The 8,113-nt window shown below is 65.8% G+C and carries 12 protein-coding genes; 10 read left to right on the top strand and 2 right to left on the bottom strand.

Going from position 1 to position 8,113, the window contains the following annotated elements; translation table 11 throughout:
- Nucleotides 1-141 precede the first annotated feature (141 nt).
- Nucleotides 142-1,521, top strand: coding sequence for a tRNA pseudouridine(13) synthase TruD (gene truD, locus V5A38_RS13700; RefSeq protein WP_332326325.1), 1,380 nt, complete (start codon nucleotides 142-144; stop codon nucleotides 1,519-1,521).
- Between the two features lie 2 nt (nucleotides 1,522-1,523).
- On the opposite strand, the gene V5A38_RS13695 is transcribed toward truD, so the two are convergent.
- Nucleotides 1,524-2,930, bottom strand: coding sequence for a hypothetical protein (locus V5A38_RS13695; protein ID WP_332326324.1), 1,407 nt, complete (start codon nucleotides 2,928-2,930; stop codon nucleotides 1,524-1,526).
- Nucleotides 2,931-3,060: 130 nt separating this feature from the next.
- Here V5A38_RS13695 and V5A38_RS13690 point away from each other — a divergent pair, with 130 nt between their 5' ends.
- A complete protein-coding gene (locus V5A38_RS13690; protein ID WP_332326323.1) occupies nucleotides 3,061-3,810 on the top strand; it encodes a DUF2103 domain-containing protein in 750 nt (249 codons plus the stop codon).
- A gap of 21 nt (nucleotides 3,811-3,831) precedes the next feature.
- Here the strand turns inward: V5A38_RS13690 and V5A38_RS13685 are convergent, their stop codons facing one another.
- The gene (locus V5A38_RS13685; protein ID WP_332326322.1) at nucleotides 3,832-4,113 is read right to left on the bottom strand and encodes a hypothetical protein; all 282 of its coding nucleotides are present in this window, start codon (nucleotides 4,111-4,113) and stop codon (nucleotides 3,832-3,834) included.
- A 189-nt stretch (nucleotides 4,114-4,302) separates the two neighbouring features.
- Between V5A38_RS13685 and V5A38_RS13680 the strand changes: the two genes are divergently transcribed.
- From V5A38_RS13680 to V5A38_RS13645, 8 genes are all read left to right on the top strand, one after another.
- Nucleotides 4,303-4,572 (top strand): 50S ribosomal protein L37ae, encoded by a 270-nt coding sequence (locus V5A38_RS13680; protein ID WP_332326321.1) that lies wholly within the window; start codon nucleotides 4,303-4,305, stop codon nucleotides 4,570-4,572.
- Nucleotides 4,573-4,576: 4 nt separating this feature from the next.
- Nucleotides 4,577-4,711, top strand: a complete 135-nt coding sequence (locus V5A38_RS13675; RefSeq protein WP_332326320.1) for a DNA-directed RNA polymerase subunit P — start codon at nucleotides 4,577-4,579, stop codon at nucleotides 4,709-4,711.
- The gene (locus V5A38_RS13670) at nucleotides 4,708-4,992 is read left to right on the top strand and encodes a KEOPS complex subunit Pcc1 (protein ID WP_332326319.1); all 285 of its coding nucleotides are present in this window, start codon (nucleotides 4,708-4,710) and stop codon (nucleotides 4,990-4,992) included. The genes V5A38_RS13675 and V5A38_RS13670 overlap by 4 nt, the downstream gene beginning before the upstream one ends.
- Before the next feature lie 142 nt (nucleotides 4,993-5,134).
- Nucleotides 5,135-5,974, top strand: a complete 840-nt coding sequence (locus V5A38_RS13665; RefSeq protein ID WP_332326318.1) for a proline dehydrogenase family protein — start codon at nucleotides 5,135-5,137, stop codon at nucleotides 5,972-5,974.
- A gap of 68 nt (nucleotides 5,975-6,042) precedes the next feature.
- On the top strand, nucleotides 6,043-6,696 hold the full coding sequence (locus V5A38_RS13660; RefSeq protein ID WP_332326317.1) for a DUF502 domain-containing protein: 654 nt from the start codon (nucleotides 6,043-6,045) through the stop codon (nucleotides 6,694-6,696).
- A gap of 108 nt (nucleotides 6,697-6,804) precedes the next feature.
- The gene (locus V5A38_RS13655) at nucleotides 6,805-7,341 is read left to right on the top strand and encodes a VTT domain-containing protein (RefSeq protein WP_332326326.1); all 537 of its coding nucleotides are present in this window, start codon (nucleotides 6,805-6,807) and stop codon (nucleotides 7,339-7,341) included.
- 94 nt (nucleotides 7,342-7,435) lie between these two features.
- Nucleotides 7,436-7,663, top strand: a complete 228-nt coding sequence (locus V5A38_RS13650) for a hypothetical protein (protein WP_332326316.1) — start codon at nucleotides 7,436-7,438, stop codon at nucleotides 7,661-7,663.
- A gap of 208 nt (nucleotides 7,664-7,871) precedes the next feature.
- Nucleotides 7,872-8,113, top strand: a 242-nt coding sequence (locus V5A38_RS13645) for a class I tRNA ligase family protein (protein ID WP_332326315.1), incomplete at its 3' end; no start/stop codon positions are given.

Below are 8,113 nucleotides of genomic sequence, written 5' to 3'. Positions count from 1 at the left end.
TTGTCGGATTCATCCTGACGCTAAAGGGTCAGGTATTCTCCTTGTTCTTTATAACGCCATCGACGACGGGCGGTCGTTCGCCAATCAGCCGGGAGCGACCGACGGACAGCGTTAACTCCGGCGGCCTGGAATCCGTGATAGATGCGCGAGGCCCACCCCCGTGAGCGGACGATCGGTATCGAGTGGTACGCCACCGACGCGGACGGCGTCGGCGGCCACCTCCGGGAGCAGCCCGCCGACTTCCGCGTGCGGGAGCTGGAGGCGTTCGACACCAACCCCCTCGACACCGACACCGGCGACTACCCGTATCTCGTGCTCCGGGTCACGCTGACGGCGTGGGACACCAACGGATTCGCCGGGCGGCTCTCGGACGCACTGGGCATCTCCCGCGAGCGGATCGACTGGGCCGGAACCAAAGATAAGTACGCCGTGACGACTCAGCTGTTCACGATATACGACGTCGAGCCCGAGGCGCTGCCCGACATTCGTGACGCCGACATCGACGTGGTCGGCCGCGCCGGCCGACAGCTCTCCTACGGCGACCTCGCGGGCAACGAGTTCGAGATCACCGTTCGGGAGCCAGAACGTCCGGAGAACGCCGCGGCGATCACGTCTGGGCTGCAGGCGTTCGCCGATAGGGAGGCGGGCCGCATCGGCGTGCCGAACGTCTTCGGCCACCAGCGGTTCGGCAGCCGGCGGCCCGTCACCCACCAGGTGGGTCTCCACATCGTCCGCGGCGAGTGGCGTGAGGCGGTGCTCTCCTACGTGGGCAACCCCTTCGAGACCGAACCCGAGGACACCCAGAAGGCGAGAGCGTTCGTCGACGAGCAGGCCGAACGAGAGGACCCGGATTGGGGCGCCTGTCTCGACCGGATGCCTCGCAAGTTAGGCTACGAACGTTCGATGCTCCACCGGTTGCAGGAAGCACCTGAGGAGGCGGCCCAACCCATCGACCCCGACGGCGATACCGACGAAGCGGCAGGCCCCTGGCGCTACGCGCTGGAGGCCGTCCCGTCGAACCTCCAGCGGCTGTTCGTCAACGCCGCCCAGTCTTACGCGTTCAACCGGATGCTGAGCGAGCGTTTCGAGCGCGGGCTCCCGTTCCACCGCCCGGTCCAGGGGGACGTCTGTTGTTTCGCCGACACCGAGATCGATGCCGTTCGCAAGCCGGACCCGGACCGGATTCAGCGCGCGACCGAGAGTCGCGTCGACGTGCTCGCGAAACACTGCGACCGCGGACGGGCGTTCGTCACCGCGCCGCTGCTGGGCACCGAATCAGCGCTCGCAGAGGGCGAGCCCGGCGAGATCGAACGCGAGGTGCTCGCCGATCTGGATCTGGAGCCGGAGATGTTCTCCTTGCCGGGGAACTTCGACTCGACAGGCACCCGTCGGGCGATACTCGTCGATCCCGAGATGACTGTCGACCAGGAGCCGCTGAGGTTCAGCTTCGCACTCCCGTCAGGCTGTTACGCGACGACGGTACTTCGAGAGTATCTGAAGGCGGACCCGACTGAGCTGTAGACTCAGTCGGCGTCGGCCATCGGTTCGTAGTGAGCTGTCCCCGCCAGTATCCAGCCTGCGAGGAGCAACGGCCAGCCAACGGCGAGCACCGCTCCGGTGATGAACGGGGCAAAGAGCAAGCCGGAGAAGATCACACCCTGGGGTTGGGTGTAAAGTGCCGGTGACGCAAAGCCACCGACAATGTAGCCGACGGCAGCAACAGCGAATCCGGAGCGAGCCCGACCTTCGACGGTGCAGTACCCGGCCGGGAGTAGCGCGAACGTCGGCCCCACGAGCAGCAGTGTTAGCCCCAGTGCGTCCCACGCCGTTTCGGTTGGGAGCACTCCACCGATACCAACACCAGCCACCGCGGCGACGAGCCCACCCTTCACGGCGAGGGAACTACCGCGCCCGAGTGAATCCGGTGAGCGCTCGCCGAGAAGCGACCGCTCGATCACCGTCGGGTAGGCGACGCCTGACGCGATGACCGCCAGCCCGAGTGCAGGCCCGAGCAGCACCGGGTTCGGCCCGTCACCGAGAATCGGGAGCCCGACTGCGTCGGCGTACAACGGCTGCCCGGCCAACCCGACGGCGGCGATAGCCAGCAATCCGGCGACGGCGCGTCGCTCCGACGCCCCCGCGTCCGGGAGCTCGACCCGGGCGAGAAACGCGAGTACGGCGCCCACTGTGACCGCGTGGACGGCGAATGCGGGAAGCAAGAGCGTGCTAACGTTGAATCTGACAACAGGGAGGAGCACCTGAGCGATACTAAGCCGACCGACGAGGGAGATCCAGAGCAGTTCGATGGGAGTCGTCGCCTGAGCAGGGTACACCGTCACGATGGCCTGGTCGACGCTGGTGAGCGTGAACGCGCTCCCGCTCAGCCCGCTGATGACGTCGGCCGACGGCGGCGCATGCGTGATCTCCATTCCCGGCGCCGCAACCGTCAGGCGATCGACGCCCAGACTATCGTAGTTCGCCACCGAGAGATCCTCCCGGAAGTGCGTCGTGACGAGCGTCCCGCCGACACTCTGGCTGGCGAACTCCTCGTGACGGTAGCGGTAGTAGACAGCGTTCTCCCCCTCCTCAGCGAGCTCCGATATATCGGCGACCGCGCTGGACCGCCACGGTCCCGTTCCGGCGAAGCGCTCGCCGGTCGTCTCTCGGGCAATGCGCTCGTGGAGCGATCCGTTGTGGCTGAGTCTGTCGGCATCCGGACCGGCGAGCACGAGGCCCACGGTCCACGTCGCGCTACCGTTCTCGTGAACGCGAACCACGGCTGCGCTCTCGGCGATGCCGATATCGATGCCGGTATCGGCCGCGACTCCCTCGTAGGCTGGAGCGCAGGCGGTACAGACCGGTTCCGGTGGCGGCAACGCAACCGCCGGGACGACGAGGACGACCAGGACCACCAGGACGGTGGGGAGCACGAGTCGGCGAGGGGTGAACACGGGATAACTGTGAGGTTGGTGATTCTTAGTCGTTTACGCTCCGCGGCGACGCGGTCGGGGTCCAGGGTGGGAGCGCGTCGCTTTTCCCGGCAAGTCGCCTCGTCTCTGTATGGACTGTCGGCGGTGTGGCACTGAACTGTCGCGGCCGGGAGACTACTGCCTGGCCTGCGATACCGCTAATAGCCACGCCGCCGTCGTCGCGTTCGAGCGCGACCGGGCGACGCTAACGTTTCTTCGCGACCCGCCCGAACACGCCGACGACGAGGTGCCCGAAATCGTCGGTGAAACCGTCATCACGACCGTCCCCGAGGAGGACCCCGAAGCGGAGGTCGTCGAACTGCGGAACTTCGCGGGCAAAGTCGCCGACGAGATCCGGCGCAAGCGGCCGAAAGAAGTGTACGCCGCCGGTGCGCGCAGGCCGCTCCGGGAATGTCGCGCCCAACTCCACCACCAGTTCTACCGTGTCCCGGAGGAGAACCCCGTCGAACGGGTGCGCAGCCAGCGCAGCGAACGCTCGCTGGAAGTGGTCGAGACGCCGCCGAAGGAGAAACTCGGTGGTTCACACTCCACCCTCATCGGCGGTCGCAAGGGGCGGAAAGTGGTCAACACCGTCGCCGCCCACCCGAACGTGAAGAAGCTCATCCCCGGCCCCATCGAAGCTGGCGGCGGCGGGAGCCGCGGCGGCGTACGCGCGAAGGCGACCCGGGCAGGCGAGAGCGGCAACGTCCGCCTGCTCATCCGGGACGGCTCCAGCGTTCAGGAGAACCGCGTCGTGACGACGGCGATGGACCGTGAAACCGGGGAACGGATACGAGCGGATCTGAACGACGCGCTCGCCGAAGAAGGCTACCAGGAGTAGCGTGCCGAGTTCGTGACATGGTCAGTCGTCAGTGATCGGTTCGTAGGGGCCCGGCTCCCCTGCTAACGACGGCTCGATCTGGCTCTCGACGCGCTCTTCCCGTGAGGAGAAATCGTGGAGCGTGAACGCCACGTCGCGCTCCCGATAGCGGTCACGGTGGACCGAGGGCGCCGCGCAGTCGTCGAACCGCAGCCGGAACTGCCAGCCCCGACTGGTGCCAACACCCGAAAGCGGTTCGACGCTATCAGCGTCCTGGGCGAGCGCCTCCTCGAACCGGTCGACATCGGGGGCACACGCGAGCACTGCGAGAGAGGGCGGCGCGCCTTCGAGACTGTGGAGTAGTTCGACTGTCCTACCGGGCCGGCATGAGAGCGTCCCGCAGCACCGGGGTCGAGAGCGTGAACTCGGCGATTTCCATGGGAACAGTACACACCGCTCGGTGGCAGGCGACTCGCAGGGTTTTAGTGCGCGCTGGGGCTACCAACGAGCACTATGGCTGAGAAGAAGGCACGTTCGACCGGGAGCGCCGGGCGATTCGGCGCACGCTACGGCCGAGTGTCGCGGCGGCGGGTCTCGGAGATCGAGGCAGGAATGGAGGACGCGACGGTCGACGGGGACTCCGTGAAACGTATCGGGACGGGAATCTGGAAGAACGAGGAAACCGGAGAGACGTTCACCGGCGGCGCCTACCGGCCGGAGACGCCGGGTGGCCGCTCGGTGAAGCGCTCCATCCGCGCGGCGCTCTCCGAGGAGAGCGAGTAGTCAGATGAGCTATAAGTGCTCCCGCTGTAAGCGCGACGTCGAACTCGACGAGTACGGCGGCGTGCGCTGTCCCTACTGCGGTCACCGCGTGCTGTTGAAGGAGCGTGGCGGCGACGTGAAGGAGTTCGACGTGAAGTGACGACCGACGCGGCACATACCGCGACCCTCTCCGTTTCGTATCCAACACCGGCGAGCGCCACGCTCGTCGTCCGGAGCCTCACGCCGGAACTCGGCCGCATCGACGACGACCGGGCATCCGCGAGCGTGAACCGGGCGGGTGCGACCGTGACGGTGACCGTGGACGCACACGACCTCGTTGCCCTCCGCGCGGGAACGACGAGTTGGAGCAGGCTCCTGACGGTTGCCGAGCGCGTCGCCGGCGTCGAGGGGACAGACATGGACCCAGACTGTCGGGATTGACGCCGGCACTGCCGGTACGGATACTGGCAGTGACGACGGCGATGCCGATACGGAGCGGACTGTCGACCAAATGACGGGACCCCGTCGTGGCCGTGTCGCCGAGAGACAACCGTTTTAGTAACCGCCACGGAACTGTCGAGTAGTGATACCGCCCATCGCCAGCAACTTCGTCGCCGGTGAGACGCCGGCGGCGGCGCTCGAACACGCCGCGGCACAGAACCGGACGGGCGTGAAAGTCATTCTCAACCTCCTCGGGGAACATTACGACGACCCCGCCAACGCCGCCGCGGACACCAAAGCCTACCGCGCGCTCGTCCGCGACATCGCCGACAGCGATATCGACGCCTGCATCTCGGTGAAACCCTCACAACTGGGCATCGATATCGGGGACGACGTGTTCCAGTCGAACTACCGCTCGATCGTCGAAGTCGCCGACGAGGAGGGCGTGTTCGTCTGGTGTGACATGGAGGACGCCGACACGACCGACATCACCCTCGACACGTTCGAGGAGTTCGCTCACGAGTTCGAGGGGGGTATCGGCCAGTGTGTCCAGTCGAACCTCACGCGCACCAGTGACGACCTGGAGCGACTGGCCGACGTGCCGGGGAAGATTCGTCTCGTGAAAGGCGCCTACGACGAGTCACCCGAGATCTCGTACACGGAGAAATCGAAAGTCGACGAGCGCTACCGCGCCGACCTCGAGACGCTGTTCGAGAGCTACACGGGCGAGATCGCCGTCGGGAGCCACGATCCCGAGATGATCGAATACGCCGAGGAGCTGAGCGACGAACACGACCGCCCCTTCGAAGTGCAGATGCTGATGGGTGTTCGTGAGAAGGCCCAGCAGGAACTGACCGCCGAGGGGCGGGAGGTCTGGCAGTACGCCCCCTACGGGGAGAGATGGCTCTCGTACTTCTGGCGCCGGCTCCGCGAGCGCAAGGAGAACGTGCTGTTCGCGCTCCGGGCCATCGTCGGCATCTGAGCCCCGGTGTCAGAGCTGGCCGGTGGGGGAGCGTCATCGCTTTACCGCACGGGTGACAGTTTCTGTGTATGACTCGGTGGAAACGGGATTTCGCCAGCGGCCTCATCGTCGTGCTCCCCGTGCTCGTGCTGGCGCTCGTGCTCCGGTGGCTGATCGGGAAACTGCTGAGCCTCCCGATCGCCGTGAACGCGCCGTGGCTCACCCCGTTGGAGGCTCAGATTGCGGAGGTTGCCGTGACACTCGTTCTGTTCGTCGTGGTGACTCTCGCCGCCGGCTATCTCATGCGGACGACCGCCGGGCGGGTCGCCGAGGGGCTCTTCGACGACATCATCAACCGCCTGCCCGGGCTGCGGGTGGTGTACAACGCGTCGAAACTCGCTGTCGAGACCGCGGTTTCGGGGACGAGCGACCTGCGGAAACCGGTGAAGCTGGAGCCCTGGAACGGGCTCCGAATGACGGCGTTCAAAACCGGGAAAACGACCGACGACGGCCGCGACGTGCTGTTCATGCCGACCGCTCCCAACATCACAACGGGCTTCGTCATCGAGGTCGACCCCGGGGACTACGAGGCGAGCGGCGAGGACATGGAGGAGGCACTCACACGGATTCTCTCGGCAGGTTTCGGTGAATCAGCGGAAGAAGGCATCCCCATCGACGTGGAGGAAGCTGACTCGGTCAGCGATGACGAGCGCGACTCGTCGGCAGCCGGCGAGGAGCGCTAACCGTGGCAGACTCACGCGGGAACCTGAAGACTTAGGTCATCGGGCGGCGGATAGCCGAGCGTGCTGCCGGTCCCCGGTGATGGCCTATTCGCCCCGACCCTCTCCGTCCTGCTCCAGCAACATGCTTCGGAAGGGGGGTGGCTTGCACGGTTCGTCACCACGGCGACGGGCTGGGTCGGGCTGGTCGTCATCTTCATCTACTCCTTCCTCATCGCGTTCGCGCTCCCGGGTGTGAGCGAGATCGTGCTGTTCGCCCCGCTGGAGCTCGGGCTGGGTGAATGGGGTCGGTTGACGCTCATCATCTTCGTCTCCGGCATCGGGAAGGCCGTCGGCTCGGTGTTCGCATTCCACATCGGGCAGGAGGCCAAGCAGTCCGGTCCGGTCACGCGCGCGCTCCGGCGCTCGCGGTTCAACGTCGTCGAGTGGTCGGAGAAGAAGGTCGTCGTACTGGCCCAGAAGTACGGCTACGCCGGCCTCGCGCTCGCGCTCTGTGTCCCGTTCTTTCCAGACACACTCTCCATTTACGCGTTCGCCGTCCTCGAAGAGGATTACCTCAACTTCGCAATCGCGACGTTCTTCGGAAGCGTCGGCCGCCTCGTGGTTACCCTGGGGCTCATAAACGGCTTCCAGTTCCTCGTCATCTGAGTACGCGGTCCGACTCGATAGGCGTCACTCGCGGGACACGCGATCCGAGAGCGGCAACACTACTTTTTAACGACGGGTACATCGTCGTATGAAAGTGGCAACCGCACTCAAGCAGAGAGACGAGGCGGTTCACAAACACATCGGGAGCGTCGACGACCTGCCGCGCTCGGGCAGCGGCCGTATTCGGGAACACGAGAACCGACCGGCACCCAAGCAGGTCGAGGAGGATGCCGCCGATATCGTCAACCAACAGGGACAGCGGATTCCCGAGGAATCCTACCTCGCTGAAAGCCGGTCTGACGACCTCACACACTCCCCGTAACGTTTTCTCGGTTGCAAGAGAATCACCGCACATGTCTCCTGTTCGTCGCCGCGGTATGCGTGGACCGTAGCGACGGGTGGAGCCTTCTCGGCGTCGCCGGCCGGTAGTACGACCTGGCGGCCCGTGGCGGTGAACCGCGCGCACCAGGACACCGTTCGACCACCGAAACCGGCGGGCTTTAGGCCCGCATCCGTCAATCCCTCACCAGATGAGTCACGAGGAGTTCCCCACTGACCGACCCGCGGTGGTGACGTGTGGACTGCCGTACGCCAACGGCGACCTCCACATCGGCCACCTCCGAGGGTACACGAGCGCCGACGCGGTGAACCGCTCGCTGAAAACGCTCGGCCAGCAGTCCGCCTACGTCTGCGGCTCGGACATGCACGGCACACCCATCGCCGTCGAGGCCGCAAAGCGCGGTGTCTCCCCCGAGGAGTTCGCCATGCAGTA

It is taken from the genome of Halolamina sp., from assembly GCF_036626355.1.
In the GTDB taxonomy this organism is placed as follows: Archaea; Halobacteriota; Halobacteria; order Halobacteriales; family Haloferacaceae; genus Halolamina.
This window is presented reverse-complemented; position numbering and strand designations above follow the sequence as displayed.